The organism is Curvibacter gracilis ATCC BAA-807, assembly GCF_000518645.1.
Lineage (GTDB): Bacteria > Pseudomonadota > Gammaproteobacteria > Burkholderiales > Burkholderiaceae_C > Curvibacter > Curvibacter gracilis.
The window spans coordinates 1-26,793 of record NZ_JADZ01000033.1; the positions used below are offsets into that span (position 1 = coordinate 1).

A 26,793-nucleotide genomic window follows, 5' to 3' on the forward strand; every position below is an offset into this window, starting at 1 on the left:
TAAGGATCCAACTACTCAGAATTTCTTCTTTTCGCAAACTTCGCTGCGATCAGCGAAGCCCTCTATCTTAGCACAGTTTTTAAGTAACTGGCAAAACTTTTTTTCTTTTCTGCTTCAGCAACACCACCAACTTGGCAGCACCGCTTTCTGCAGAGCCTCGAATTATACATCGCTTTTTACAGCAGCAAACTCAAAACCAGAAAACTTCTCAAACCACTCACAACCACCACCCCAACCAGGCACCAGAGGCTTTCCACCTCCGACACCCGTAGAGCACTGTTCTGTGCAGCCGAGCCAGCTAGTATACACAGAGAAACGCGACGGAAAGATGAAACGGCGCAGAATTCATTAATGACCAAGTTACTGATTTGGGTATTGGGTATCAAATTCAACCGAATCCAGAAGCGCACCCACGTCAAAGTCTCTTCGCTCAGATGGCTTTCTGTACCAACCAGCCTTTGAAGAGATAGGGCAAGCGCGGGCCCTGGCTATCGCTGACGCCGCCCTTTTCCTCGACGCTGATCGCGAGCTCGGTCACCCCACTCAAGTCGTCGATCTTGGCCGGCAGTTGGAGTGTTTTGTACCGACTCAGCACCAGTCCCAATGAGCGAGGGGGCTGACTCCCACCACTCAACGCCCAGACCTGCATGCTGTCTTCGGGCCCCTCGGCCACGTTGTTCAGCCGTTGAAGCTGCAAAACGCCTGCAGTTGGATCAAATGTGATCAACAACGCCGCTTGCTGCTTGTCGTCTAACAGCACCGAGACATACCTGACTTGCGGAAGTACTTGCAGCTTGGCTTGAAGGTGCCCGATCTGAGCTTTCAACTGCTCGTACATGCTTGCGCTGGCTGCCCAGCCGACCAAGAGCGCAACCATCAAAGCGACGGCGACAAGACGCCACCATGAGCTCACGGTCCGGCCGGTGGCATAGGGCTGGGTTGACACTTGAGTGTCAGAAGGAGAAGTGTCGACCATGTTTTCAGCATTCAAAAGAGGGGGGGCACAGGCGCCATAAGGTGAAAGTATGCATCGTCGCGCTGGCTTCCCCAGCCGGAGACTTTGAATGATGGATCAAGCCTGCACTGCTGCCATCCAGCCCATCAATGACAGCGACATGGGTTTGGACGGGCACTCGGCTCAGATCATGAGAAAGATCTGTCCGCGCTCAACGCCCCTGAGTTCGTCTCAAATTTGCATCAAGCCCTGCAATAGGGTGTCCATGGTCATCGCACCCTCACGCAGCGGTGATATAAAAATGTCAATCTTTCAGAATGAAATCGGGGCAACCCCGTTTCGCCTTGCGCCTTCAATTTTCAATGCCACCAGATACCCTCCCCTCGCGTTTACAAGACGACAGCTCACACAGCTCAACTGTTTCTCAGAACTCTCGGCACGCCACGGCTGGCGATCTTTTCTTCATCCTTTTGTTGATCGCTGTTGTGCTCGCCATCATCGGCATGGTCTGCTTTGGGGTGTATACCAAGATGATGGCCTGATCTTCGGGAGTCCCTGGTTGCTTTTCACCCCGCCATGGGTGGAGGGCTTGTTAGCGCATGTGCGCTACCGTGCTCGATGATCTTTCACGCGTGAATATTTCAAGGCAGATTGGACCCGACAACTCCAGCTTGCTCGTTATGCTGATGTCCAGCGAGGGCACGCAAGAGGCTAGGTGCGGGGGAACCATTGGAATCCAGTGGCTGATCCACGTTTTCTCAATCAAGTCTGAAAGAACAGTGGCATGGACCTAGATGGCACCGTGGAACATGGTGATGGGTCATCAAATCGAATGGCAGGCGACGCGATCTTTTCCATTTGGCTCGCGCATCGTCAGGCAGACCCTTACGACCCAGTCTGTGCCGCAGCCACCAGACGTCTGTACGGCAGCATTTGGAAGTTGTGGCTCTCCCACTTACACCGCCGAGGCGTGCTCTGGATGGATGCCAGCGCAGTTGACGTGTCCCAATTTCTGAAACAACTCAAAGCACGTCGAGCGAAAGCCAGTGACGGGACGATCAGATCGGTGAGTGAGGTATCGCAGAAACGGTACTGGCAATTGCTCCACTGGGTCTACGGGTACGCATTCGATTTAAAGCTGAGCCAGAACTTACCGACCGGTGAGTTGCACGGCATTGACCGCCCTCGCAAGCTGAACGATGACCCCACTGTGTTGGATCCTGCATTGTGGCGCGTGCTGCCTCAGGCCTTCCCTCGCGCTGAATCCTGCGACTGTTACGGCATTCGCGATCTGGTCATTTTGAAGCTTCTGTATGAGCATGGGCTGACCAGCGAGGAAGTGCGCGGAATGCGGACAGAGGACCTGATATGGGATGACCCGAAACTAACCGACACAACGAAAGACAGTGTGCCTCGATTGGTAGGTGCCCATATTCAAGGGTCCAGGTCATGTCAGGAACGATTGATCTCGTTTTCGATGCCCTTGAGTAAAAGCATGGAAGATTGGCTCGATTTCAGGGCGTCGCAGGCCAAATACTCCAAAAAGGAGTGGGTTTTTTTATCAGACCGCTCAAATCAAATATCAATTCGCATTCTTTTTCACCTGGTCAGTCGAACCATTGTGACCGCTGCACGAGAAGCGAATCTGCCTCTACCCCTGCGTTGCGGGCCACAAGTCATTCGCAACACGGTGATCAGGGAGAAATTGGATCAGCAATGGCCCCTGGAGAAGATCATGGCCTTTGCAGGCTTGAAAAATCGCGAGAGCGTGTGGCGCCACGCCAGGTGGAAACCGGGTCAAGGATTTGCATAGACCCGCGGAGCCGCATGGGGCTCGTCGCTCAGAGCCAGAGATTCAAATCCATGAGCTGTGAGCGCTCATGACCCGCGAAAAGCACTGGCGTCGTGCCATTTCTTGTCACGCTTTGGCCCCAGAAGAGGCTTGTAAAAAGTCGGAAATCGCTTGGTCATCAGGTTCGCCCCAAAGTCGAACGGCGAGCCAATCGTAGAAATGAACCTGGACAATCTTGGCTTCCAGGCCTTTTCTCCTGGCGGTTGAAGCAAGTGTTTTGTTCCCGAATGAATCCATCTGGTTCAGGTATTCGTGCCAGATGTTGTCGCTCTCACGCCGAGTCATCTCCAGGAACAGATTTTGGGCTTCTGTGCGTCGATGGGAGATCAGCTCCAACCGTGCCCGCTTGGTGTCCCTTTCCACTTGGGCTTGATTCGGTTTGGCTGGTGCTTGAGTCGAGGTCGTTTGTTCCTCAAAGACCATGCCATCGGCGTAGTTGTTCTTGATGGCCGCTTTGAGATAAGCCGTTGGGTTGCGCAATGCGGCTGACTCGGACACCGCTGCACTTCGTTGCTTCACGTAGGCCACGTTGGCCATCACCCGTTCAGAGCCATAGGTCGTGACGATGGAAATAGCCTCTGTGGCCTTCAAACCAAGCGCACGCAATTCGGCTTCGGCCAATTTGATCGCCTCTTTTGCCGCATCTCCCAGCAGCAGAGGAAGAACTTCGACCGTCTTTGGCTCGATCCGGAATTGAATCTCGACTACGACTCTGCCTTCCTTGTGTTCAATCAGTTCAAGGTTCAAGTGTGTCAGCCGGTTGACTTCCTCGATCGCTGGCAGCAGCGTGTCTCGCTTGAAGTACTTGTACTCAAATGCCGCCCCGTGCCCCTGAGGTTTGACACGCAGGTACATGTCCCACTCTTCGGGAGGTTTTCTGAAGGTCAGTTTGGAGGGGTTGGTCTCGTAGGCTACAGCGATCCGATAAAGATTCAGCGCTGATTGATTTTTCAACTCACGCGCCATGATGAGGTTCAGTTCCGAAAACTGTTCAAGTTCTCGAACGCCGCGACTGATGTCTGGCGGGAGGCTGACCTCCACAATGTTCTGTGAGGGGCTTCGGATGATCTTTGCTTGGGAAAGCAGGCTGCTGACCGTCCATTGAGTCCCGCCCGAGTTGACTTCGTTCCACTCAACCTGCACGGCGTTGAGTGATCTCAGCGTGGATTTGAGACGTTCGTAATTGCTCTTGTCACCCAGGAAATCCATCAAGACCGGCATGGGGATCTTGTAGGTGTCGGCCTTGGGCTGTTGCTGGATCTCCCGCACGATTTTTAGCCAGGTCAACATCATTTGGCGCGTGATGGCGCCATTCATCGGCTTGAGCGCGATGCTCGGCATCGGTTGTTGAACCACCTGCGCGACCGCCGTGGCACCTTTGCGCGCCGCCTGTTGCGCAGGGCTGTCTTGCGGGCCCTCGTCGATGAACCCATCAGGGTGGGCAGGAAGGTCCTGTTCGTCGAACAGACTTTCAGAGGGTGTTTCAGAGCGCTTGCGTCGCGTGGCCATGGTGAAAGTTTACCACTTGTATTTTTTCACCTGAGACAAGCGCGGCGACACCCCTTGTAGAGTGTTTAGAAGATAACACTTGAATACTTAGAGAAGACATAGAGATTGGCGAAATCGTTGTCTGGCGCGGGTTTCAAGGCATCGAGGTGAGTTTTTTGTTGGGATGCAGTGAGACTTTTGTTGTGGCAAGGTGAGTGGATTGTTGTGCGCTTCGCACTTTAGGTGAGGTGCTTGTTGTGCTTAGGTGAGTGAGTTGTTGGGTTTGATGCACCTCAGGTGAGGGTTTTGTTGGGTCGCTTTTTTTCGACTTTTTTCGTCGTTGGCGATGCAATGTGCACCGCCTGGCGCCTTCTCGCAAGCCTCTGGCCTGCTGTGCAGCAAGAACGCAGGTCCATTTTTTGGTTCTACCTGTCTGAATGCGTTCAAGGTGAGCTTTTTGTTGGGGTCGGGCTGTGGATGAGTCGAACCGAAGGTGAGAGATTTGTTGGGGGGCTTGGTTGGCTGCTGCCTGATGGGTGAGAGTTTTGTTGGGGGATCGCCGATCCGGTCTTGCACCGTTTTGGGTGAGAACTTTGTTGGGGTCGGAAGTTGATGGCCTGATTTTTGAGGGTGAGAGATTTGTTGGGGCGGTCCAGCCTTGGCTCATCGATCCTGATGGTGAGAGTTTTGTTGGGGTTGATCGAGGAGGTCATTTCGAGATTGCTGGCCGTGCCCAACAAAATTCTCACCTTTTGCCACCGCGGCACCCAAGCGACCCCAACAAAAATCTCACCTGAGACTTCCAAGTGAGCAAATGCAGGGCGGTTTTGCCCAACAAAGTTCTCACCTTTGGGTGTTCAAAGTAGCTGCCCGATGATTGCGGCCCCCAACAAAGTTCTCACCTGATGGCCCACATTTCTGTGTTTGATGCCGTATCCGGATGCCCTCTTGGCCTGTCGTGATGTCCCCCAACATTTTTCTCACCCATTGCACATAGGTGAGAGAGTTGTTGGGGTGTTTTTCGTGAAATGTAAGTACCTGCTTCTATTGAGAGCCTTTCAAAACAATATTTCATGTCTAGAAGACTGAAAGGTGAGATTTTTTTTGGGGTGTGCACCTAACTCAGCCGCGAAGCCCCAACAAAAGACTCACCTTGCGCACATGGACGCCTCATGGCGGTAGGCGTCGGTTCTTCCATTTCGGGACGGAAGCACATCAGCCTCACCTGGTTTTCAGGTTGGGTGTTCTAAGGTGAGTCAATTGTTGGGGGTCACCCTGTTCAAAATGATCAATGGGGCCGCATTGGTCCTCGACTTGGGTGGCATGTAGGGCCTCCAAGGCCAATAGGTGAGCTTTTTGTTGGGGTCAAGAATGGGTGTCCGCTCGATGTTTGCGCAAGCGTCTCACCTTTCGCGGTACCACCAGAATCCGGTTCAGGTCTGAACAAGGTGAGAGTTTTGTTGGGGGGTGACGGTGTCCATGCCTATCAATGAGCTTTGCTGCAGTTGTGGCTTCAGTGGCACATGGGACCGGCTGCAGGCTGATTTCGGGGGGGCAATGCCGGTGTGAGCGGGTGTCGGAGAACAGCGGGTTCAAGCGGCAGTTGGTCGATACACAGTTGGATTCGCCGGCTCAAAAGCGTTTCGGAGGTAAATCGCTAGCCTGCAGGGCGAGCTTGAGGTGGTTGAGTGAATGGTGAGTGATCCCCATTTGTCTGAACATCGTGTGTGCCAGCTTGTGGGAGCCATCTGGGACTGCTACCGCCTTCCGTCACTGGCCGATCAGGCCACCGTGCCACGGCACGAGAAGATCGTGCAGATGACCCATGTACGTTGTAGCCCTGGTTGCCCGCGTATTCACGACGTATTGAGCCTGCAGTCTTCTTATATCAAGCACCTGCGGGTGTTCCTGTCTATGCCGACGACAAGCCAAGCCGGCTGTGCGCATGCGCAAACAGGGCAGGCGGTCCATGAACGAGCGGTTGCCGCTGAACGTGTTGTCGAGCGAGGTCGTCAATGTGCAGGCGATCTGGCTCATCACCTGCCAACCCCCAATCAATCGGAATCACCTTGATCTTGCAGATCGGCGTTGAAGTGGGTCGTCTGGAGACCGGGTTGCTTGGCAGTGCCAGTGGTGGTCACTGGCGCGCTGGGGCATTGCACCTCAGCGCATCGGTTCAGTTTGCTGCTCAGCCAGGCATCTCGGCGGTCGGGGCTGGGGTATTGGGTGTTTCCGCCAGATCGAATCGGCTGCGCAGTTCTGCAACAAGCGCTTCTCGGTCGGCCGTGTCGGCCAGCACGATTTCAAATGAAACCTTGCCGGAGTCCCATTCCTTCAGGTGTCCAATCTGTTGTCCATTGCGTTGAATCTTGTATTGACGGGAGATTTCCTTGCGTTTGCGCTCCCGCGGTGACTGCACTTTGGCCCTCGCCTCCTGGATTTCCTTGCGACCGGCCTCCCCGTCCTTGACCAACTTGGCCATGGCCAGCGCGCTTGGGGTATCCACGGCCTGCTCGTACAGCACCAATTCATACAGTGCACTCATGGCGAAAGCCTTGGGGTCCTCTTTGAGGACCTCCAGCACAGGTGCAGACAAGCGAAGGATCGCCAATGTCTTGTTCACATTGGGCTGAGATTGGCCCGTGGCTTCTGCAATCTCCGTCTCGCTGGCAAAAACGCCCTGGTCCAGCAAGGTTCGCCATGACAGCGCGTTGTCCAGAGCGGTCTGTGTTTCCCGCTCGGCGTTTTCGCGATAGCTGTGCGAATACAACTCGCGATCGTTCAATGAGTCATAGACCATCAGGTCCATGGTTTTGGCACCGATCAGCTTCAAGGCACGAAGCCGGTAGTGTCCGGCTGCCAGCACGTAGCGCCCGCCTTGCTTGGCTGCCAGGCCAGGGATCTCTTGCCCGTGCGCGCTGATACTGGCGGCCAATTCACTGACACGTTCGGGGCGGTAGATGTGGCGTGCGTTGAAGGGGTTGACGTCGATCAGCTCAATCGCCACCTTTTCGAAACGCGCACCTGAGGAATTTGTTGGCTGTACCTCTGGGATGGCAAGGGCCTGAAGGCTTTGCCCGACCGGGATGAACGAGGCTCGAGGGGTTTCGTCTGCAGGGTGGGTGTGCACCAGGTCCTGGGCATGACGAAGTCGGTCACCGATGGTTGGCGCACTCTTGGCGGCCAGGGCGGCGCGCGCAGCCATATCACCTTTTTTAATATTCATTTTTTACTTAGCCTTAGATACTTTTATTTCCAACAAACCTGCTACCTCGTCGACCAAAGCATCGACTTCTGAGGCTGCCACCGACTTGCCAAAAGAGCGAACAACGCAGCCATAGAGCTGAGATTCCGGGAAGACATTGCGCATTGCCAAGGTGGACTTCAGGATGGGGATCTGTGCGCCTGACTTGAGCGTTTGCAGGCAACTGTCAAAGATATTGCCTCGGCGCACCATGCTGAGCAAGTAAACCGCCTTCAGGTTGTCGCCACCGCGGCTGGCCCGTGCTTGACGGGCCTCCAACACCAACTCTTCTGCTTGTTTGGAAGCCCAAACATTGTCCATCACGGGCACAACAGGAATGATCGCCAAATCGGACGCCACCAATGCAGCCCATGGCACTCGAGAGCCCAGGGCGGGTGGGCAGTCAATGATGATCACGTCGTACTTCTCGGCAATGGCCGACAGCTTGTCGAGAAACGCCTCTTTCAACGGGGCCATCGACAGCACTTCCGCAGGGAAAGGGGCCTCGGTCGACGCCTGGTGAAACCACAGTGCCGCGGTGTTTTGGGGATCCATGTCGACCACAAACACCCTCAAGCCACGCAAACCAAGGGTGCCAGCCAACTGCATGGTCGTCATGGTTTTGGCGCAGCCGCCTTTTTGATTGAAAACAGTAACGATCTTGGCTGTCATGAGCACCCCTTTTGACCTGTGCGTCTATTCACGCGTGAATGAAATGGCTGCTTGATTGTAGCAATGACCTTTCGTGTTAATTTTAAATTAAAGAGAAATATTCAATGAATATAGATGAGGTTGTGCGTTCTGGTTCTGGTTCTGGTTCTGGTTCTGGTTCTGGTTCTGGTTCTGGTTCTGGCGTTGGTGTTGGTGTTGGTGTTGGTGTTGGTGTTGGTGTTGGTGTTGGTGTGTGGGGTCTTGGGGTTCGTCGGGGTGTGTTTGGTATTCACGCGCGAATGAATCGCGGGGCTAGGTTCGATGGGGCTGGCTCTGTGGTGTGTGAATTTGCTGCCCAACGGGTATTCACGCGTGAATGCTTGTTGGTGGCTGGATGTGCCATCTCTAGCGAGCAGGTGGCTTGGCGGAATGTTGTGGGTGGCCACGCCCTTTTGTGCATCGCATGTCAGGTCTCTGTCTATCGCGTGCGGGCGTTTGTGCTGTTTAGATGCCAGGCCCACCTCAGGGCTCAGAACTTGTTGCTCGTAAATTGCTGGGCTGTCTCCAAGCCCTGGTGATGGGGGTGTTTTTGCCCGTTCAGGCTGCGTGTCTGGTCTGGGGTGCTCGGCGGCGCGGGGGAGTCTGGCCTGTTGGTAAGCGTTGCGTCGTGCGCCGTCTGGGGCTTGAGGTGGGGCTGAAAGTGGGGTGGGGCGGGTTGTTTGGCGCTTTGCATGGCGGCGGGTGCGTGCTCCGGCGTCATGCCCTCCCTGTTTGTGCGCATCATCCGCCAATCACTCATGCCATTGATGTCTGATATTTCAAGCCCGAATGTGGTCCATCAGGGTGGCGTTGGCGTCCTCTCCATGGCACTTGACGCGTGTTGTCCTGTCATTGCCATTGCGCGGCGAGTGCTATGCCCGCCCTTGATCGTCTGTTCGTTGCGATCGTGTGGCCTGCCTGCCTGCCTGCCTGCGCGGTGCCCAAAGCCTGTTGGCATCCGTGCTCAAGGCGTGGCGGGCGGAGGCTTGTTCGAAAGCGCGCGGCGCTCATGTTTGGCTGCGCAGTGCCAGTCCACTTCTTGGGTTGGCAATGCTTGATCGTTTGATTTGATGAGGTGGTGAGTTGAGTCAGCCCTTGGAGTCGCTGGCTTGCGCTCGGGTGTGGCAATGGGCAGCCGGGCGCGGTACTCCTCCCGAGGCTCATATCAAGATCAAGTCAGCATTCTTGCGGCGCAAGGGATGGATGAAACGGCCCATGGTGTCGCCGGTCCTGTGCTGATTCTTCAATCGCCCTGGGTGGCCTGGTGGCACGGCCTGACGGGATGCGCGCTGCGCTTGCTCAGCCAATCGCGGCCGGTTTGCCGATTGCATGGAAGATCGGGTGCCGTCGCGCTTCATCGGTTCTGTGGGGTTGCGCATTGTTTGAAATATAGAGTAGTCATTATCAAGAGAACGGCTGACTCACACCGGTGAGATTCAGCAGAGGAGATCCCGGCGCAGTGCATGAAAGTCTCTTGGAAAGAACATCTCTGCGCAGGCAGCCCTTTTGATGCTCTTCAAGACGGGCGTGTTTTTAGGGCGAGGCTTCGTTGATGTTCTTGTGCGCTTGTTGCCTGTGGGCCCAGGCACGGCTTGTCCTCGTCGCATGGAATCAATTTGGAGCCATTTGAAAGATTCGCTGGTGCAGCCTTCACCAAAAGTGCCTGGCCTGTCAGGCGCCCCTCAAGGGGGCATCATCGAGCCCGCTGCAAGCGTCGCCCGAAATTTGCTGTTGATGTTCCAGGTGTTGGATTCCCCTATGTATTTGATCCCAACGATGAAAATGAATTGATGTATTTTCAGAATCTGCGCTGGCTTGCCGTCGAACTGGGCTCTTCAAGCTTGGCCTCGAGCCCGGCCACTCTGTCCGTCAAGCGGCTGATTCCTGCCGCAATCCGACTCAGCTCCAGGAACGAGTCACCGCCTCGGCCTTCTGCCCCGCCGCCGCGATTCGATTTAAGTTCGGCAATCAGCTGCAACTGCATGGCATTGGATTCGTCGTACTTGCGCATCAAGGCCATCCTGGCGACTCGGAAGTCGGACGCGTCACGTTGTATCTCGCGCATGCTGCCCATCATTTGCTGAACCTGTTCGCTCAACCTGTGCAACTGATCCTGCATGGCTTGGAAGTCCGCGGCGGGCAATGTCAGCATGGGGATTGCGGTGGGGCTTGGTTCGGACATGGCTGGTCCGGCCCCACCTTGTCCACCCGTCGGGCCAGGGGGCTCCGTCACAGCAGCGGAGCCATGGCCCCCCCCTGGCGCCCCTTCAGCCTCCTGGCGCGGGTGCCAGCGCGCAAGAATCAAACGCCTGGCAATCACCAGATCAAATTTGACCCGGTGGCTTCGACCATCCTTTGCTTGCTCGTACTGCCGCGCCGTGTCCAGCAACCCTGCTGCAGCCCAGCGCTTGAGTGTGGCGATGGAGGGGCCGTGCCCATTGAACTCCTGGTCCAGGCGCTGTTGCAATGCGGGCAGTGAAAGGTAGCGAATCTGGCTCATATCGGAATCAATTTGGCATCATGATACCGAAACGTTGACGATCACGGAAGCCGTCGTGAAACATTCCGCCAATTTCCAAGAAATGACATCTCAATTCAACGATAAGCCCATGTTTTTAATGAAAATTATTCTGTGGTCAGGGGTGGCCGTGAAACATCGACGATTGGCTGGCCATGGCGGTGTTCCAGGGGTGGGATGGGCACCAGCCACGCGGGTCGCCCGCCCATGGCTCACAGGCTCTGTCATCGTGCCAAAGGGTGTGCGCAGTCAAGCGCCCCTGGGCGTGTCGCAAGGCTCGGGATCCGCTTCAATGGCCTGTTGCACTCATCGGGCAGAATTCGCCCACAACCAAGCAGGCATGGCATGAGTGACCTCACGATCTACACCCCCAGTGCTGAAGAAGTCCACTCGGGCGAACTGGGCCGGCGTCTGCGCCAGTTCAACTACCGGGTGGTGGGGGAGTACGGCCAGGTCCAGCCGGTCTGGCTGAGCGCCAAGAACGCCAGCGGCGCTTTGGTGGCGGGCTTGCGCGGCTTTGTGTTTCTGCACTGGCTGAATGTGGATGTGCTCTTTGTGGATGAGCCGGTCAGGCGCCAAGGCCTTGGCCAACGCCTGCTGGCCGCAGCAGAGCAAAAGGCCCGCGACCTGGGTGCACGCCATGCCAAGCTGGAGACCTTCGAGTGGCAAGCGCGCGAGTTCTACCTGAAACAGGGCTACCAAGAATTCAGCCGCATCGACAACTACATCGGCCCCTACTATCTGGCCTTGATGAAGAAGGCCTTGTAGACCCATGGCGCCCTGCGGCGCGCATTTTTCAAGCAGCCTGTCCACGCCAAGTGTGGCACGGGCATTCGGGCCGTGCCGGCAGCGGGTCAGCAGCCTGGTGAGCCTTGCAATTCCGTTCAATACGAAAGTCTGTGTGCGCCACACACTCCCGCCACTTGAATCACGATGGTGGAGGGTCGGTCGATGGGATTACTTTTGATGGCGATGGGTAGCTTTGCCCTGGTCGGGGCGATCACCCCAGGGCCGGTCAACGTCCTGGCCCTGCGGCACGGCGCCGCTGCCAGGCGTGGCGTGGCGCTGGCCTATGTGCTGGGGGCCAGTCTGAGCTACGCGTCCGTCGTCTGGCTCATGGGCGTGGGGGGCGAGATCGTGCTGAGCAACCCAGGGGTCGTCCAGACGGCTCGCTGGATGGGGGCCGCTTACATGGTCTACCTGGCTTGGCGCATCGCAAGCGCAGCGCCCTCTGAACTGAATGGCCAGGTGCCCCTCACGCGTCATTCCGGTCTCCAAACCCTGGCTGAAGGAGTCCTCACCCAGTCGCTCAATCCCAAGGCATGGATCGTTGCACTTTCCGGCGTCAGCCTGTTCGTGCTGCCGCAAGACAACGTACCGCAGGCCCGCTGGCTTTTTGTGGCGGTCTCGCTGCTGGCCTGCTTTGTGGGCGTTGGCAGTTGGGCCTGGGTCGGCAGGGCGTTGGCTCAATGGCTGAGCTTGCCCGCGCGGCAGCGGGCATTCAACAGAACGATGGGCATCGTCCTGGCGCTGTGCGTCGTCGGCATGCTCGGATAATCTGGCGCTCGATATGCCTGCTGACAGCCAAAATCGAATCCACCGACACCCTGCAGCCCCTTGGGCCGAGCTGCGCGTCAGTGTGGACACGCTCGCCTGCTACCGTGCCCACTCCCACGATGAATACTCGATCGGCGTGGTCGATCAGGGCAGTGCCACCTTCCACCATCCCAGCGGGCCGCATGCCGTGAGAGCGGGCACCGCCGTTCTGATCGAACCCACGGTGGTGCACTCCTGCAATCCCTCGTCGCGCCAACGTTGGTCGTATCGCATGCTGTTCGTTGACGCCACTTGGCTGCACGGGGCCGTGGCGCAGATCTGGAACTTGCCAACCCCCCCTGAGCACCTGGAGTTTCTCTCTCGCTGTGTCGACGATGCGGCTGTTGTTCAAAGGGTCAGCAGCTTCTGTGATCCGCTGGCTTCCGATGCTGCCGCAAACGCCTTGGCCCTGGAGCTGCCCGCATGGCTTGCCACCTGGGCCCGCCCAGGGCGGGCGCAAGACGCCGAGCCCCTGCCCGCTGAACTGGCCCCGGCCCTCGAGACCTTGCATGCGCAGCTTGAGCGCAAGATCACGGTGGGTGAATTGGCCGCCCGCTGCAACATGCCGGCCTCGCAGTTCATCCGGCGATTCCAGGTGGTGTTGCACATGACGCCGGGCCGCTACCTGCAGAACCTGCGCATCAACGGCGCAAGAAGGCTCTTGTCCCAAGGCATGTCGCTGGCCGAAGCGGCGCACACCATGGGGTTTGCCGATCAGGCGCACCTGCAGCGCACGTTCAAGGCCCACCACGCCATGACACCCGGCAGCTATCGGCTGCGGCCTTGATCAAGGGGCGGCCTGCAGCAGGTCAAGCAGTGAACCCGATGGGCCTCTGCCAACTCGGGGCTGCACAGGCGATCGCGTGAGCCGTGCCCTCTTTCTCGGCTCACGCCGCAGACCGGGCCAGCGCTAGCTCGCTGCGGCCATCTGGTCCATCCTGACCGCCGCCGCCAGCAGGGTCTGGCGCAGCCACAGCAGGCCCGGGTCCTTGGAGCGGTGCTTGTGCCATTGCATCACCTGCACCATGGGCGGGATCGGCAGGGGCGGGGCCAGCAGCCGGATCGGCAGGTGGCGGCTGGCCTGCAGGGCCAGGCGCCGGTGCAGCGTGGCGATGCGGTCCGTGCCCACCACCAGGTGGGGTGCGGTCATGAAGCTGAAGGTCGACACCTCCACCCGCCGTTCCACCCCGTGGCGCCGCATGAAATCGGACTCCAGCGATTGCCCGCCCGCCGGCGGCTGCATGATCACGTGGCCCGCGGCCAGGTACGAGTCCAGGGTCAGCTCGCGGTCGCGGAAGCGGCCCTGGTTGCACACCGCGCACACAAAATCGTCCAGAAACACCGTGTCGGTCGGGTGGTCGGGCGAACAGAACTCTGTCGGAATCACCAGCAGGTCGGCCTCGCCCTGTTCCAGCGCGCGCTGCGGCTGCTCCACCTGTGGCATCAGGTGAAAGCGCACCCGCCGGGCCTGCTCATGGGCCAGCACCATCAGGTGCGGCATCAGGGTGCTCAGCGAGTAGTCCGATACAAAGATGCGGAACTCGCGCTCCGAGCGCATGGGGTCGAACTCGGGCTGGGCCGTGATGGTGGTGTCCACCCGCATCAGCACATCGCGCACCGCCTCCTTCAGCACCTCGGCGCGCGGCGTCAGCTCCATGCGCCGCCCCACCTGCACCAGCAGATCGTCGTCGAAATACTCGCGCAAGCGGGCCAGGGCATTGCTCATGGCCGATTGGCTCAGGTGCTGGCGTTCGGCGGCCCGGCTGATGCTGCAGGTGCTCAGCATCGCGTCCAGGGCCACCAGCAGGTTCAGGTCCAGTTTGTTGAAGCGCATCGTGGGGGCCGGGGCTGCACCTCAGTGTTAACCCCTTAGGTATTCATGAGATCGATATCTTAGATGGATTGAAACCATTTTACGAATGTGTCTCGTGTTCGTAATCTTCGTGTCAGCGATCGGTGAAGCCGGTCACAGCCTCAGCAAGAAGGCCCCTGAAACCCACGGAGACAAACACGATGCACCTCAGACCTCAGCGCCTGCGCTTGCGCACGGCATCGACGCGACTGCCCTTCCAGCTGCGTACTCGACTGCCCTGGCTGGCCCTGCCGATGTTGCTGGCCCAAGGCGTCCACGCCCTGGAGCTGGACACCGGCAACGACGACCTCAAGATCCGCTTCGACAACACCGTCAAAGCCAGCACCCAATACCGCCTGCAAGACGCCAGCCCGGCCCTGGTCAACAGCACCCGCCAACTGGTGCCGGGCGTGGCCGCTTCGGCCTTTCCCCAGGCGCTGAACTTCAACGCGGGTGACGACAACTTCCGCAACAAGGGCATCGTCTCCAAGCGCCTGGATCTGTTGAGCGAACTCGACGTGGTGTACCGCAAAGACCTGGGCCTGCGCGTCAGTGCCGCGGCCTGGTACGACGCCTCCTACAGCGGCAGCACCGCCGCCACCGATGTGGCCAACGGCCAGGCCGTCTACAACCAGTTCTCCAGCGCCACCCGCGACCTGGCCGGCCGCAAGGCCGAGGTGCTGGACGCCTTCATCTTCGGCGCACTGCCGCTGGACAACGGCAACAAGGCCACCGGCCGCCTGGGCCGCCATGCCCTGCAGTACGGCGAAAGCCTGTTCTTCGGCGACAACGGCATTGCCCGCGCCCAGGGCCCGATCGACATCTGGAAGCTGATGTCCTCGCCCAACGCCCAGTTCAAGGAGATCATCCGCCCCGTGCCCCAGGTCTCGGCCCAGGTGCCGCTGTCGTCCGATGTGTCTGTCGGTGGCTACTACCAGTTCCGCTGGGAGGCCGATCGCATGGCGCCGGCCGGCAGCTACTTCAGCAGCGTCAACAACGCCTGGGGGGGCTCGGGCCTGAACGAAGTGGTCGGCACCAGCGTGTTGCAACCCGGCTCGGATGTGCGCCCGCCCAACAGTGGCCAGTTCGGCGCCCAGCTCAAGTGGCGCCTCGAAGAGACCGACCTCGGCTTCTACGCCGCGCGCTACCACGACAAGGCCGGTCAGCTCTACTCGCAGCTCAATGTGACGGGCGGGCAGGGCAACTGGTACTACGTCTTCCCGGATGCCGTCAAAACCGTGGGCGCCAGTGCCAGCCGCTCGCTGGGCAACACCAATGTGTCGATCGAGACCTCGCTGCGCACCAACATGCCGCTGGTCAACAGCAACATCGTCTATGCCAACGTGGCCCCCGCGGGCACCCTGGCCACGGGCAAGACGGCCCACCTCAACCTGTCGTGGATCAGCTCGCTGGGCCCCAGCTTCCTGTACCGCGAGGCCAACTTCCTGGGCGAAATCGCCTGGAACCGCGTGCTGAGCAAGAACGACCCCCAGGGCCACCTCGATCCGCTGCGCAGCCGTGACGCCACCGCGCTGCAGATGGTCTTCAGCCCCAGCTACCGCCAGGTGCTGCCGGGCCTGGACCTCAGCGTGCCCGTGGGCCTGCGCTATGTGCTGGACGGCAACTCCTCGGTCACCGGTCTGGCCTGGGGCCCCAAGGGCACGGGCTCGGCCACCCTGGGGCTGGAGGGAACCTACCAGGGGGTATGGCAGTTCGCGCTCAACTACACCCGCTTCCTGGGGGGCGCTGCGCCCTTCGTCAACTACACCCCGCTGCTCACCGGCGGCAGCGCCACCTACACCACCGGCAACCCCCTGGGCGACCGCGACTTTGTCTCGCTGTCGGTGCGCCGGACCTTCTGATTTCGACTGGAGACAAGCGTGAACAAGACAATGCTGATTTCGATGCTGACCGCCGCTGCTGCGGTTTCAGGGATGGTGCCCGCAGTGGCGGCGGTGAGTGCCGATGAGGCCGCGAAGCTCAAGTCCGAGTTGACCCCCTTCGGGGGCCAGAAGGCCGGCAATGCCGACGGCAGCATCCCGGCCTGGACCGGGGGCCACACCCAGCCCATCCCCGGCGACAAACCCGGCGGCCGCCGCGGCGACCCCTTCAAGGACGAGAAGCCCCTGTACTCGATCAACGCCAAGAACGCAGATCAGTACGCCGCCAAACTCAGCGACGGCACCCGGGCCATGCTCAAGAAGTACCCCGACAGCTTCCGGCTCGATGTGTACCCCAGCCACCGCACGGCCGCCGCCCCGCAGTGGGTGTATGACAACACCTTCAAGAACGCCACCCGCGCCCGGCTCAACAACGATGTGATCGAAGGCGCCTACGGCGGCATCCCCTTCCCCATCCCCAAGAGCGGTGCCGAGGCCATCAGCAACCACAGCCTGCGCTGGCGTGGCACCACCTGGCAGTGGCAGGCCACCCAGTACCAGCTCACCGCCGACGGCAAGGCGGTGCTGACCACCGAGGGCCAGGCCGACCAGCAGATGCCCTACTACTTCGAAGACGGCAGCCCCGAGCAGTTCGCCAAGAAGAACGAGTTCTGGCTGATCCGCCTCATCAACACCGGCCCGCCCATCCGCGCCGGCGAGGCCATCGTGGGGCGCAACCAGGTGGACGGCAGCAAAGACCAGGCCTGGGTCTACCTCACCGGCCAGCGCCGCGTGCGCAAGCTGCCCAACCCCTGCTGCGACACCCCGGCGCCCGCCACCGCCGGTGTGATGAGCTTTGACGAGCTGGAGACCTGGGCCGGCCGCATCGACCGCTTCGACTGGACCCTGGTCGGCAAGCAGGAGATGGTCATCCCCTACAACGGCAACAAGCTGCTGCAGCCCAAGACCGACGCCGAAGTGCTGGGCGCCCACCACCTCAACCCCGACCACGTGCGCTGGGAGCTGCACCGCGTCTGGGTGATCGAGGCCAAGCTGCGCCAGGGCCAGCGCCATCAGGCGGTGCGCAGCCGCTACTACTGCGATGAAGACACCTGGAACTGCGTGCTGGGTGACCGCTGGGATGCCAATGGGCAGCTCTGGCGCACCCTGTGGTCGCAGACCTTCGTGGCCCCCGACCTGCCGGGCACGGTGATCGGCGCCATGGGCGTGAACGATCTGCTCACCGGCCAGGCCTACGTGGCCAACCTCTACAACAGCAAGCCGGTGCAGTACGCCATCAAGCCGCGCCTGCCCGACACTGTGTTCACCCCCGACGCCATGGCCGGTGAGGGCATCCGCTGAACACCCCCGTGCGCCAACCCACCATCCCACACCTTCCCAGGTCTGCGGCGGGCACGCTGTGCCCGGCCCGCGGCCCGCATCTGCACAAAGAGACAAGCCATGAACGCGCAAGCTGACGCCCCGACCGCCCTGGAGGGCCGGCGTCCATCCCGTGCCGTCGCCCTGCTGTTCGGGGCCCTGCTGTCGGGCCTGTTCGGCCAGGCCCAGGCCGCTCCGGTGGGCGACAGCCTGGACCGCCCCGCGCTCACCACCCGCCTGGGGCCCGCCTCGGTGCTGCTGGCGGCGGCCCAGGCCGGCCCGACCACCGTGGCGGTGGGCGAGCGCGGGCTGGTGCTGCTCAGCGCCGACCCGGCCCGCAGCTGGCGCCAGGCCCAGGTGCCGGTCAGCGTCACCCTGACGGCCGTGCGCTTTGCCGACGAGCGCCACGGCATCGCCGTGGGCCATGCCGGCGTGGTGCTGAGCACCGACGACGGCGGCCAGAGCTGGCAGCAGCGCCTCAACGGCCGCCAGATCGCCCAGGCCCTGCTCGATGAAGCCCGGGCCAGCCAACAGAGCCGACCGCAGCCCCACACGCAACCCATGCCGCTGGCCCAGGCCGAGCGCCTGGTCCAGGACGGCGCCGACAAGCCCCTGCTCGACGTGGCCCTGCTGTCGCCACGCCGCGCCCTGGCCGTGGGCGCCTATGGCCTGGCCATGGCCAGTGAAGACGGTGGCCAGCACTGGGCCCCCTGGTCGGCCCGGCTGGACAACCCCAAGGGCCTGCACCTGTACGCCGTGCGCCACCGGGGCGGCGCCATCCTGCTGGCCGGTGAACAAGGCCTGTTGCTGTACTCCAGCGACGAGGGCGCGCATTTCCAGCGCCTGCCCAGCCCCTACGCCGGCAGCTTTTTCACGGCCGAGATGCTGAGCCCCACCGAGTTCGTGGTGGCCGGCCTGCGCGGCCAGATCTGGCACACCCGTGATGCCGGCCAGCACTGGCAGCCCATCGCCAACCCGGTGCCCGCCAGCATCACCGGCTCGGCCCAGGGCGCTGGCGGCCAACTGTGGTGGGTCAACCAGGCCGGCCTGCTGCTGCAGCAGCGCAACGGCGCCCTGCAGCCCGTCAACGCCAAGCCCCTGGCCCCGCTGAGCGCCGTGCTGCCCCTGGCCGGCGGCCGCTGGCTCACGCTCGGCTTTCAGGGGGCCCAACTGCTGGCGCCTGATGGGGCGCCTTTGCCGAGGCCCGTCAGAGAACCTGCCAACCAGCCTGCCAACCAGCCTGCGTCAGAACCTTCAACCGCGCCTTCGACCCAAGCTGCGACGGCCTCCGTGGCCACCGCCCGCGCCACGTCCTCCCCCTCTGCCGGATCCCAGCCATGAGCGCCATCGCCCCTTCCCTGTCTCAGGCCAGCCCGCCGGCCCAGGCCGATTTCGATGCCCGCTCGGGCTCGGCCATCGAGCGCCTGCTGTTCAACAACCGCCTGTGGGTGGTCCTGCTCTGTGCGCTGGCCACCGTGGTGCTGGGCTGGCAGGCCACGCGCCTGCAGCTCAACGCCAGCTTCGAAAAGACCATTCCCGCCAGCCACCCCTATGTGCAGAACTACCTGCAGCACCAGGGTGAGCTCAGCGGCCTGGGCAATGCGGTGCGCATCGTCGTGGCCAACGAGCGCGGCAGCAGCCTGTACGACCCCGCCTACCTGGAGACCCTGCGCCAGATCAGCGACGAGGTGTTCCTGATCCCCGGGGTGGCCCGCACCCAGATGAAGTCGCTCTGGACCCCCAGCACCCGCTGGGTCGGCGTGACCGAAGACGGGCTGGAAGGCGGCCCGGTGATCCCCGACGGCTACGACGGCTCGCCCGCCAGCCTGCAGCAGCTGGCGGCCAACATCGCCCGCTCGGGCGAGCAGGGCCAGGTGGTGGCGCTGGATGGCCGCTCCACCGCCTTGTACGTGCCCCTGCTGGAGCGCGACCCCGACGGCCGCCGCCTGGACTACACCGCGCTGTCCGAGCGGCTGGAGGCCTTGCGCACCAAGTACGAGGGCCGTGGCGTCACGCTGCACATCACGGGCTTTGCCAAGATCGTCGGCGACCTCATTGCCGGGGTGCGCATGGTGCTGGTCTTCTTTGCCCTGGCCGTGCTCATTGCTGCGGGCATGGTGTATGGCTTCACCCGCTGCGTGCGCTCCACCGCCCTGGTGGTGCTGGCCTCGCTGGTGGCCGTGGTGTGGCAGCTGGGCCTGCTGCCCACCCTGGGCTATGCCCTGGATCCGTACTCCATCCTGGTGCCCTTTCTGGTGTTCGCCATCGGCATGAGCCACGGCGCCCAGAAGATGAACGGCATCATGCAGGACATCGGGCGCGGCATCCCCCCGCTGGTGGCCGCCCGCTTCACCTTCCGCAGGCTGTTCCTCGCCGGCCTCACCGCCTTGCTGGCCGACGCCGTGGGCTTTGCCGTGCTGCTGGTCATCGACATCCAGGTGATCCGTGAGCTGGCCATCGCCGCCTCGCTGGGCGTGGCCATGCTGATCTTCACCAACCTGATCCTGCTGCCCATCCTGCTCAGCTACACCGGCGTCAGCCAGGCCGCAGCCGAGCGCAGCCTGCGCAGCGAGCTGGCCGATGCCGCCGGGGCCGCCCGCCACCCGGCCTGGGCCCTGCTGGACCGCTTCACCCAGCGCCGCTGGGCCCTGGCGGCCCTGGCCGTGGCCGCCGCCCTGGCCGCGGTCGGTTACCAGTGGAGCACCCGGCTGCAGATCGGCGACCTGGACCCCGGCGCCCCCGAGCTGCGCGCCGACAGCCGCTACAACCGCGACGTGGCCTACGTCAATGCCGCCTACGGTGCCTCCAGCGATGTGCTGGCCGTGATGGTCAAAACCCCCGAGGGCCAGTGCGCCAACTACGCCGTGCTCAACCGGGTGGACGCGCTGGAGTGGCAGCTGCGCCAGATCGAGGGCGTGGAAGCCACCAACACCTTGTCGCTGCTGAACCGCCGCGTGCTGTCCGGCCTCAACGAGGGCAGCCCCAAGTGGTATGAGTTCCTGCCCAACCAGGACATGCTCAACACCGTCACCGCAGGCGCGCCACGCGGCCTCTACAACGATGCCTGCAGCCTGCTCACGGTGTATGTGTACCTGCGCGACCACAAGGCCGACACCTTGAACCGCGTGGTGGCCCAGGTCGAGGCCTTCGCCCGCGACAACAACGGCCCGCAGGGCGAGTTTCTGCTGGCCGCAGGTTCGGCCGGCATCGAGGCTGCCACCAACATCGTGGTCAAGAGCGCCTGGCACGACATGCTGCTCATGGTCTATGCCGCGGTGGTGCTGCTGTGCTTCATCACCTTCCGCTCCTGGCGCGCCGTGCTGGTGGCCGTGCTGCCCCTGATGCTGACCTCGGTGTTGGCCGAGGCCCTGATGGTGGGGCTGGGCATGGGCGTGAAAGTGGCCACCCTGCCCGTGATCGCCCTGGGCGTGGGCATCGGGGTGGACTACGCGCTGTACATCCTCAGCATCACCCTGGCCCGGCTGCGTGCCGGTGCCACGCTGTCGCAGGCCTATTACCAGGCCCTGCTGTTCACCGGCAAGGTGGTCATGCTGACCGGCGTCACCCTGGCCATCGGGGTGGTCACCTGGGTGTTCAGCCCCATCAAGTTCCAGGCCGACATGGGCCTGCTGCTGGCCTTCATGTTCCTCTGGAACATGCTCGGCGCCCTGGTGTTGCTGCCCGCACTTGCCCACTTTCTGCTGCGCCCTGCCACATCCGGCACACCCGGCACGGGCCCGGCCATGAATCCGCCCCAGCCTGCCTGACCTGGCGTGAACCCACCCGAACCCACCCGAACCCGAAAGAAGGACCCCATGAAGCTGAGCAAGCTGCTCTTTGGCCGCCACCCCCTGCGCGCGGCGCTCGCCGCCGCCCTGATGAGCGGCCTTGCCGTGGCGGCCCATGCCCAGACCGCCCCCGACCAGGTGTTCCAGCAGTACCTGGCCGCCGTCAAGGCGCATGACAAGGCGGCCGTCGAGGCGCTGATCGCCGACGACGTCGAGCGCTCCGACTTCCCGGCCTGCCGCCCCGAGATGAGCAACAAGCAGTGCCTGTCGCTGTACATCGACGCCACCGTGCTCAGCCAGGCCGGCGAGATCACCGTGCTGCGCACCCAGGTCCAGGGCGACACCGTGCGCGCCACGCTGGAGCTGCGCAGCGCCCTGACCCGCCGCGCCGGGGTGGAGCGTGCGCTGGGCACCGACGAGGTGCGCGTGCGCCAGGGCCGCATCGTGGCCTTCCGCTTCGTGCCCGACTTTGCCGACGAGCCCACCCGCCGCTTCTTTGCCAGCCTGGGCATCGGGCCCGGCGCGCACTGAGCCCGGTAGCTCACCCACCGCATTTTTGAAGAGGACCTTGCATGTTTCGTTTCTTCCCCACCAACTACGTCTGGGATCTGTCCATCAACCTGGCCATCGAAATGGGCGCCCGCATGGGTGAGATCCAGGCCATGTGCGCGCCCCTGACCGAGGCCGCCAAGCAACCCGACGCGGCCGGCACCGCCGCCTTTCGCGAGACCTGGGTGCGCATGGCCAACCAGCTCAGCGAACTGGCCGCCGAAGACGAGGGCCGTGGCCGGCTGATCTCGGCCGGCGACAAGCTCAACCGCGCCGCCACCTACCTGATCACGGCCGAGCGCCTGCTGGCGCACGGCAGCGAGGGTCGGCTGGCCCTGTACCAGCAGTTTCTGCAGACCTTCCGCCGCGGCGTCGAGCTGACCGGCGAGAACTGCGAGTTCGTGCGCATCCCCTACGAGGGCCAGCACCTGTCGGGCCTGTTCGTGCGCGCCCACGGCGTCACCGGGCCGGCGCCCATCCTGGTCCAGGTCAACGGCCTGGACTCGACCAAGGAGATGAAATACCGCGTGGGCCTGCCGGCCTGGCTGGCGCAACGCGGCGTGGCCTCGCTGATCATCGACCAGCCCGGCACCGGCGAGGCCTTGCGCCTGCAGGGCCTCACCGCCCGCTACGACAGCGAGCACTGGGCCAGCCGCGTGGTGGATTGGCTGGAAACCCGCAGCGACATCGATCCCCGGCGCATCGGCCTCGAAGGCGTGTCGCTGGGCGGCTACTACTGCCCGCGTGCGGTGGCCTTCGAGCCGCGCTTTGCCTGCGGCGTGGTCTGGGGCGCCAACCACGACTGGCGCGACGTGCAGAAAAAGCGCCTGGCCCGCGAGGGCAGCCTGCCCGTGCCCCACTACTGGGAGCATGTGCGCTGGGTCTGGGGCGCCAAGGACCAGGACGACTTCATGCGCATCGCCGAGAACGTGCACCTGGACGGCGTGCTCGACCGCATCCGCGTGCCCTTCCTGGTCACCCATGGCGAGAAGGATTCGCAGATCCCGCTGCACTGGGCCCACCGCACCTACGAGCAGCTGGTGAACAGCCCCAAGCGCGAGCTCAAGGTCTTCACCGACCGTGAAGGCGGCGTGCAGCACTCGAGCTTCGACAACTCGGCCAACGCCGGTGCCTACATCGCCGACTGGGTGGCCGAAACCCTGGGCGGGCGCACCGCGCAGGGCACCCCCCTCTGATTCAACCGCCCTCTTTTCTGGAGACATTGCATGAACATCATCGGACCCGATGCCCTGGTCTTTGGCGTGGACGACCTCGCCGCCTGCAGCCGCTACCTCACCGACTACGGCCTGCAGCCGGTCGATGTGAACGCCGAGGGCGGCCGCTTTGAAGCCCTGGACGGCACGGCCATCGTGCTGGCCCGCCGTGACGACCCCACCTTGCCCGCCCCCCTGGGCACGGCCAGCCAGCTGCGCAAGACTGTCTACGGCGTGGCCGATGCCGCCACCCTGGACGCCATTGCCGCTGAACTGGGCCGCGACCGCGAGGTGCGCCGTCTGCCCGACGGCTCGCTCGAAACCCAGGACGACATGGGCTTTGCCCTGGGCTTCCAGCTCAGCGTGCGCCGTCCCCTCGATTTGCCGGCCGAAACCGTCAACGCCCCCGGTGCACCGGCACAGCGCCCGGCCAACCAGGTGGCGGCCAGCGACGACACCGCCATCCGCCCGCGCACCCTGTCGCACGTGGTCTACTTTGTGCCTGATGCGGCCCGGGCCGAGGCCTTCTATGTGCAGCGCCTGGGCTTTCGCTGCACCGACCGCTTCACCGGCGTGGGCCCCTTTCTGCGCCCCGCCGGCACGCTGGACCACCACACCCTGTTCCTGATCCAGACCCCCCCGTTCATGAAGGGGGTGGAACACTTCACCTTCCACCTGGGGGGCCCGTCCGAGCTGATGCAGGCCGGCACGCGCTTCGTCAACCAGGGCTACCAGTCGTTCTGGGGCCCGGGGCGGCACCGCTTCGGCTCCAACTGGTTCTGGTACTTCAACAGCCCGCTGGGCTGCCATGTCGAGTACGACGCCGACATGGACCTGCACGACGACCAATGGCAGGCCCGCGAGACCCCCATGGGCGCCGACGCCTCGCAGCTGTTCCTGTTCCAGCACCGCGAGAAGTGGGCCCCCTCCGGCCCGCCGCCCGGCGCAGCTCAGGCCGCTCACTCTGCTCAGGCAGAACACTGAGGCGAGCGCCACCGTGTCACCCTGGATCCGCCTGTGCCACCTGGACGATCTGCCCGAGGGCAGCTCGCGTGGCTTCGACCCCCTGCAGCAGGGGCAGGACTCGGTGCTGCTGGTGCGCCGCCAGGGCCAGGTCCATGCCTACCGCGATGCCTGCCCCCACCACGGCGGCACGCCCATGGCCTGGCGCAAGGACGCCTACCTCAACGCGGCCGGCGACCGCATCGTCTGCCACGCCCATGGCGCACAGTTCGACATCGCCACCGGGCAATGCACCCTGGGCCCCTGCCTGGGGCAGGCCCTGGCCCGGCTGGCCATCGAGCAAAGCCCCCAGGGCGAGTTGAGCCTGCACCGCCACCAACTGATTTCAAAGAACGGAGACATCCCATGACCCCATCCCACCCTCAACCATCGTCCCAACAACACAAGATCCTGATCATCGGCGGCGGCTTTTCCGGCATGGCGGCTGCCATCGAGTTGCGCAAGCGCGGCCAGCAGGTTGACCTGGTCGAGATCGACCCCGGCTGGCGCTCCTATGGCGCGGGCATCAGCCTGGGTGGCGCCACCCTGCGGGCCTTCCGACAACTGGGCATCCTGGACCCCTTCCTGCAAGTCGGCCATGCCTCGGATGGCGTCGAGCTGCTGGCCCCCAACGGCGCCACGCTGGCCCTGCTGCCCACGCCCCGCATCGCCGGGGCCGATGTGCCGGGCGGCGGCGCCATCATGCGCCCCGTGCTGGCGCGCCTGCTGGCCGAGGCCACCCGGGCCTCGGGCACCCAGGTGTTTCTGGGCAGCACCTTCACCGAGATCCGCCAGGACGCCGAAGGCGTCGACGTGCGCTTCACCGACGGCAGCCAGCGCCGCTACGACCTGGTCATCGGTGCCGACGGCCTGTACTCCAAGGTGCGGCAGGCCGTGTTCCCGCAGGCCCCGACCCCGCGCTACAGCGGCCAGGCCGTGTGGCGCGCCGTGCTGCCCCGCCCCGACAGCGTGGACCACGCCATGATGTGGGTGGGCCCCAAGATCAAGGTGGGCGTCAACCCGGTCTCCAAGACCGAGATGTACCTGTTCCTGACCGAAGACCGCGAGCACAACACCCACGTGCCGCCGGCCGACTTTCATCGCCTGCTCGACGCCTTGCTGGCCCCTTTCAGCGCCCCCCTGGTCCAGCAGCTGCGCAGCCTGCTGACGCCCGAGTCGCAGATCGTGTTCCGCCCGCTCGAAGGCCTGCTCATGCCGCGCCCCTGGCACCAGGGCCGGGTGGTGCTGATCGGCGACACCGTACACGCCACCACGCCGCACCTGGCCTCGGGCGCCTGCATCGGCATCGAAGACGCCCTGGTGCTGGCCCAGGAGCTGGAGCCCGGCGACGGCTTGGACGCCGCCCTGCAACGCTTTGAGAACCGGCGCTGGGAGCGTTGCCGCATGGTGGTCGAGAACTCGGGCCGCCTGGGCGAGATCGAGATCACGGGTGGCGACAAGGCCGAACACGCGCGCATCATGCGCGCCTCGCTGATGAGCCTGGCGGAGCCCGTATGAGCCAGCCGCTGTCCACCACGCGCGCGCCGGCTGCGGCCACCGCAGCGGCTTCTGTTCCTGCTTCCGCTTTTGCAGAACGGGCCGACACCGAGCGCTGGCCGGCCCGGCTGGCGCTGATGCTGGCGCACTGCGCCGGCATGCTCGACCTGGTGGCCCTGCCGGTCTGGGTGGGCACCCTGGTCTCGGCCTACCAACTGGACCCGCAGCAGGCCGGGGGCCTGGCCACCCTGTTCCTGGTGGGGGCGGTGTTCAGCAGCCTGGCCGTGGCGCCGCGCCTGCACCGCCTGCCCGGGCGGCTGGTGGCCGCGCTGGGCTTTGGCCTGGCCGCGCTGGCCTTTGCCGGCGTGTCGCAGACCACCGACTACGCCACCATGGCCGTGCTGCACGCCCTGGCCGGCGTCACCTCGGCCGCCGCCCTCAGCTGCACCCACGGCACCATTGCGCGCAGCGCCAACCCGCACCGGCTGTTTGCCTTTGTCGGCATCGCGCTGGGGGTGTTTGCCGTGCTGTTCTTTGCGGCGGTGCCACCCCTGTTGGCCCAGCTGGGCGGGGCTCTGCTGTTCCAGGTGTTTGCCGGCGTCATGGCCGTGGCCTGCGTGGCCACCGCGCTGGCGTTTCCGCAGCGCGTGCGGGGCCAGGTGCCGGTGGCAGGGCAGGGCAGCCCGGCTGCAGTTCCCCGTGTGGCCCTGGGTCGAGCCGTCTGGCTGGGGGCCTTGGGGGTCAGCTGCATGGCGGTGGTGCAGGCCATGATGTTCAGCTTTCTGGAGCGCATCGGCATGGACCGGGGCTTCGGCCTGCAGGCTGTCAATGCGGTGCTGGTGGCGCTGGGCCTGGTCAACCTGCTGCCCGCCGGCCTGGCCGCGCTGCTGCAGCGGCGCTGGCTGGCCGAGCGTGTGGTGCTGTGCGGCCCGCTGGCCCAGGCCGTGCTGGTGCTGGTCATCACGCAAAGCCAGCAGTTTGCCCCTTATGCCGCCGCCGCCTCGGTGTTTGCCGCGGTGATGATCTTCACCCACACCTTTGCCTTCGGCCTGCTGGCGCGGCTCGACCCCAGCGGCCGGGCCCTGGCCGCCACCCCGGCCATGATGATGGCCGGCGCCGCCCTGGGCCCCGTGCTGGGCGGCACCCTGGTCAAGTGGGCCGGTTACGAAAGCCTGGCCGTGGCGGCCGTGCTCACGGCGGCCTGTGCCGTGGCCTGCTTCTCACAGGCTCGCCAGCGCACATCAGCCCATCCAGCGCAGCCCGCCTGAGCGCGCCTCCCTTCAAGTCC

At 63.2% G+C, this 26,793-nt stretch carries 22 protein-coding genes; 15 read left to right on the forward strand and 7 right to left on the reverse strand.

Annotation, left to right across the window (positions count from 1 at the left end):
* Window positions 1-430 precede the first annotated feature (430 nt).
* Window positions 431-976 carry an anti-sigma factor gene (locus tag L880_RS33070; RefSeq protein WP_051443490.1) on the reverse strand — a complete coding sequence of 182 codons (546 nt, stop codon included), beginning with the start codon at window positions 974-976 and terminating at the stop codon, window positions 431-433.
* A 763-nt stretch (window positions 977-1,739) separates the two neighbouring features.
* Here L880_RS33070 and L880_RS0121345 point away from each other — a divergent pair.
* Window positions 1,740-2,768: a tyrosine-type recombinase/integrase gene (locus L880_RS0121345; RefSeq protein ID WP_084461506.1), complete on the forward strand. Its 1,029-nt coding sequence runs from the start codon at window positions 1,740-1,742 to the stop codon at window positions 2,766-2,768.
* A gap of 105 nt (window positions 2,769-2,873) precedes the next feature.
* Here L880_RS0121345 and L880_RS0121350 read toward each other — a convergent pair whose 3' ends face one another.
* The 4 genes from L880_RS0121350 to L880_RS0121365 all read right to left on the reverse strand — a co-directional run bounded on the left by L880_RS0121350 (window position 2,874) and on the right by L880_RS0121365 (window position 8,211).
* Window positions 2,874-4,316, reverse strand: coding sequence for a replication initiation protein (locus tag L880_RS0121350; protein WP_027477409.1), 1,443 nt, complete (start codon window positions 4,314-4,316; stop codon window positions 2,874-2,876).
* Between the two features lie 1,749 nt (window positions 4,317-6,065).
* A complete protein-coding gene (locus L880_RS0121355) occupies window positions 6,066-6,332 on the reverse strand; it encodes a hypothetical protein (RefSeq protein WP_157463011.1) in 267 nt (88 codons plus the stop codon).
* Window positions 6,333-6,483: 151 nt separating this feature from the next.
* Window positions 6,484-7,521 carry a ParB/RepB/Spo0J family partition protein gene (locus L880_RS33075; protein ID WP_084461509.1) on the reverse strand — a complete coding sequence of 346 codons (1,038 nt, stop codon included), beginning with the start codon at window positions 7,519-7,521 and terminating at the stop codon, window positions 6,484-6,486.
* 3 nt (window positions 7,522-7,524) lie between these two features.
* Window positions 7,525-8,211 (reverse strand): ParA family protein, encoded by a 687-nt coding sequence (locus L880_RS0121365; RefSeq protein WP_027477411.1) that lies wholly within the window; start codon window positions 8,209-8,211, stop codon window positions 7,525-7,527.
* A 1,527-nt stretch (window positions 8,212-9,738) separates the two neighbouring features.
* On the opposite strand from L880_RS0121365, the gene L880_RS35820 reads away from it, so the two are divergent.
* A complete protein-coding gene (locus tag L880_RS35820) occupies window positions 9,739-10,020 on the forward strand; it encodes a hypothetical protein (protein WP_157463012.1) in 282 nt (93 codons plus the stop codon).
* Window positions 10,021-10,027: 7 nt separating this feature from the next.
* Here L880_RS35820 and L880_RS0121385 read toward each other — a convergent pair whose 3' ends face one another.
* Window positions 10,028-10,729, reverse strand: a complete 702-nt coding sequence (locus L880_RS0121385; RefSeq protein WP_027477413.1) for a hypothetical protein — start codon at window positions 10,727-10,729, stop codon at window positions 10,028-10,030.
* Window positions 10,730-11,092: 363 nt separating this feature from the next.
* On the opposite strand from L880_RS0121385, the gene L880_RS0121390 reads away from it, so the two are divergent.
* From L880_RS0121390 to L880_RS0121400, 3 genes are all read left to right on the forward strand, one after another.
* Window positions 11,093-11,515, forward strand: coding sequence for a GNAT family N-acetyltransferase (locus tag L880_RS0121390; RefSeq protein WP_027477414.1), 423 nt, complete (start codon window positions 11,093-11,095; stop codon window positions 11,513-11,515).
* 183 nt (window positions 11,516-11,698) lie between these two features.
* On the forward strand, window positions 11,699-12,304 hold the full coding sequence (locus L880_RS0121395; RefSeq protein WP_027477415.1) for a LysE family translocator: 606 nt from the start codon (window positions 11,699-11,701) through the stop codon (window positions 12,302-12,304).
* A 13-nt stretch (window positions 12,305-12,317) separates the two neighbouring features.
* Window positions 12,318-13,130: an AraC family transcriptional regulator gene (locus tag L880_RS0121400; protein WP_027477416.1), complete on the forward strand. Its 813-nt coding sequence runs from the start codon at window positions 12,318-12,320 to the stop codon at window positions 13,128-13,130.
* Between the two features lie 123 nt (window positions 13,131-13,253).
* Here L880_RS0121400 and L880_RS0121405 read toward each other — a convergent pair whose 3' ends face one another.
* Window positions 13,254-14,177, reverse strand: a complete 924-nt coding sequence (locus tag L880_RS0121405; RefSeq protein WP_027477417.1) for a LysR family transcriptional regulator — start codon at window positions 14,175-14,177, stop codon at window positions 13,254-13,256.
* Window positions 14,178-14,356: 179 nt separating this feature from the next.
* Here L880_RS0121405 and L880_RS0121410 point away from each other — a divergent pair, with 179 nt between their 5' ends.
* From L880_RS0121410 to L880_RS0121455, 10 genes are all read left to right on the forward strand, one after another.
* Window positions 14,357-16,057, forward strand: coding sequence for a DUF1302 domain-containing protein (locus L880_RS0121410; RefSeq protein WP_051443493.1), 1,701 nt, complete (start codon window positions 14,357-14,359; stop codon window positions 16,055-16,057).
* An 18-nt stretch (window positions 16,058-16,075) separates the two neighbouring features.
* Window positions 16,076-17,437, forward strand: a complete 1,362-nt coding sequence (locus L880_RS0121415) for a DUF1329 domain-containing protein (RefSeq protein WP_342669185.1) — start codon at window positions 16,076-16,078, stop codon at window positions 17,435-17,437.
* Between the two features lie 99 nt (window positions 17,438-17,536).
* Window positions 17,537-18,796, forward strand: coding sequence for a WD40/YVTN/BNR-like repeat-containing protein (locus L880_RS33080; protein ID WP_084461511.1), 1,260 nt, complete (start codon window positions 17,537-17,539; stop codon window positions 18,794-18,796).
* Complete coding sequence (locus L880_RS0121425; RefSeq protein WP_027477420.1) at window positions 18,793-21,222, forward strand: efflux RND transporter permease subunit; 2,430 nt, start codon at window positions 18,793-18,795, stop codon at window positions 21,220-21,222. Before L880_RS33080 ends, L880_RS0121425 begins: the two co-directional genes overlap by 4 nt.
* 48 nt (window positions 21,223-21,270) lie before the next feature.
* The gene (locus L880_RS0121430) at window positions 21,271-21,774 is read left to right on the forward strand and encodes a nuclear transport factor 2 family protein (protein ID WP_027477421.1); all 504 of its coding nucleotides are present in this window, start codon (window positions 21,271-21,273) and stop codon (window positions 21,772-21,774) included.
* A 41-nt stretch (window positions 21,775-21,815) separates the two neighbouring features.
* Window positions 21,816-22,988 carry an alpha/beta hydrolase family protein gene (locus L880_RS0121435; protein WP_027477422.1) on the forward strand — a complete coding sequence of 391 codons (1,173 nt, stop codon included), beginning with the start codon at window positions 21,816-21,818 and terminating at the stop codon, window positions 22,986-22,988.
* 30 nt (window positions 22,989-23,018) lie between these two features.
* Window positions 23,019-23,990: a VOC family protein gene (locus tag L880_RS0121440; RefSeq protein ID WP_027477423.1), complete on the forward strand. Its 972-nt coding sequence runs from the start codon at window positions 23,019-23,021 to the stop codon at window positions 23,988-23,990.
* A 13-nt stretch (window positions 23,991-24,003) separates the two neighbouring features.
* Window positions 24,004-24,378, forward strand: coding sequence for a Rieske (2Fe-2S) protein (locus L880_RS0121445; RefSeq protein ID WP_027477424.1), 375 nt, complete (start codon window positions 24,004-24,006; stop codon window positions 24,376-24,378).
* Window positions 24,375-25,526 carry an FAD-dependent oxidoreductase gene (locus L880_RS0121450; RefSeq protein WP_051443494.1) on the forward strand — a complete coding sequence of 384 codons (1,152 nt, stop codon included), beginning with the start codon at window positions 24,375-24,377 and terminating at the stop codon, window positions 25,524-25,526. The genes L880_RS0121445 and L880_RS0121450 overlap by 4 nt, the downstream gene beginning before the upstream one ends.
* Entirely contained in the window at window positions 25,523-26,773 is a 1,251-nt protein-coding gene (locus tag L880_RS0121455) for an MFS transporter (protein WP_157463013.1), read from the forward strand. The genes L880_RS0121450 and L880_RS0121455 overlap by 4 nt, the downstream gene beginning before the upstream one ends.
* Window positions 26,774-26,793: the final 20 nt, after the last annotated feature.